The organism is Neolewinella lacunae (genome assembly GCF_014349155.1).
In the GTDB taxonomy this organism is placed as follows: domain Bacteria; phylum Bacteroidota; class Bacteroidia; order Chitinophagales; family Saprospiraceae; genus Neolewinella; species Neolewinella lacunae.
Map to the genome: position 1 here is coordinate 1265 of NZ_JACSIT010000140.1, position 1892 is coordinate 3156.

At 62.4% G+C, this 1892-nt stretch carries 1 pseudogene; it reads left to right on the forward strand.

From position 1 onward, the window contains the following. Positions 1-1892: pseudogene (locus tag H9S92_RS15785) on the forward strand (hypothetical protein); the annotation flags it as partial.

Below are 1892 nucleotides of genomic sequence, written 5' to 3' on the forward strand. Positions count from 1 at the left end.
ACGGCTTGTGGATCTAACGGTCCTAACGGCAACGGTACCCCCGGTGCTGGTCTGTACAACCTGGCCGAGCTCGACACCAACGGCGACGGCCAGCCAGACAGCAGCGACGACGCCTGCGGTGACCTGCCGAACGTCGAACTGGAGAAGACCTTCGTATCTGCGACGGTACAGCCCAACGGCTCATACAACGTAGTCTACACGATTGCGGTAACGAACAACGGCGGTGCCACGGGCACTTACGGCCTGACGGATACGCCTGCGTTTGACGATGACGTAACGATCAACGGCGGCACCTTCAGTGGCGAAGCTTCCGGCACATTGACTGCCGGCACGACGACGCTGACGACGAACAACAGCATCGCCGCTGGCGCAACGGAGACCTTCACGCTGACCTACAACGTGACGCTGGACCTGACGGCGGGTTCTACGGACGGTGGCGACAACGTCTACACGGCCTGCGGCAACGGCGGCCCGAACGGCGAAGGCACGCCCGGCCAAGGCTTGTACAACACTGCTTACCTCGACACCAACGGCGACGGCCAGCCCGACAGCAGCGACGACGCCTGCGGTGACCTGCCGAACGTCGAACTGGAAAAAACCTTCGTTTCTGCGACGGTCCAGCCCAACGGTTCTTACAACGTAGTCTACACTATTGCGGTGACGAACAACGGCGGTGCTACGGGTACTTACGGCCTGACGGATACCCCTGCGTTTGACAACGACGTCACGATCAACGGCGGCACCTTCAGTGGCGAAGCTTCCGGCACATTGACTGCCGGCACGACGACGCTGACGACGAACAACAGCATCGCCGCTGGCGCAACGGAGACCTTCACGCTGACCTACAACGTGACGCTGGACCTGACGGCGGGCTCCACGGACGGTGGCGACAACGTCTACACGGCCTGCGGCAACGGTGGCCCGAACGGCGAAGGCACGCCCGGCCAAGGCTTGTATAACACCGCCGAACTTGACACGAACGGCGACGGCCAGCCCGACAGCAGCGACGACGCCTGCGGTGACCTGCCCAACGTCGAACTGGCGAAAACCTTCGTTTCTGCGACGGTCCAGCCCGATGGCTCTTACAACGTGGTCTACACGATTGCGGTAACGAACAACGGCGGTGCCACGGGCACTTACGGCCTGACGGATACCCCTGCGTTTGACAACGACGTCACGATCAACGGCGGCACCTTCAGCGGCGAAGCCTCCGGCACCCTGACGGCTGGCACGACGACGCTGACGACGAACAACAGCATCGCCGCTGGCGCAACGGAGACCTTCACGCTGACCTACAACGTGACGCTGGACCTGACGGCGGGTTCTACCGACGGTGGCGACAACGTCTACACGGCCTGTGGATCTAACGGTCCTAACGGCAACGGTACCCCCGGTGCTGGTCTGTACAACCTGGCCTACCTGGACACCAACGGCGACGGCCAGCCCGACCGCAGCGACGACGCCTGCGGTGACCTGCCGAACGTCGAACTGGCTAAAACCTTCGTTTCTGCGACGGTACAGCCCAACGGCTCATACAACGTAGTCTACACGATTGCGGTAACGAACAACGGCGGTGCCACGGGCACTTACGGCCTGACGGACACCCCCAGCTTTGATGACGACGTCACGATCAACGGCGGCACCTTCAGTGGCGAAGCTTCCGGCACATTGACTGCTGGCACGACGACGCTGACGACGAACAACAGCATCGCCGCTGGCGCAACGGAGACCTTCACGCTGACCTACAACGTGACGCTGGACCTGACGGCGGGTTCTACCGACGGTGGCGACAACGTTTACACGGCTTGTGGATCTAACGGTCCTAACGGCAACGGTACCCCCGGTGCTGGTCTGTACAACCTGGCCGAGCTCGACACCAACGGCGACGGCCA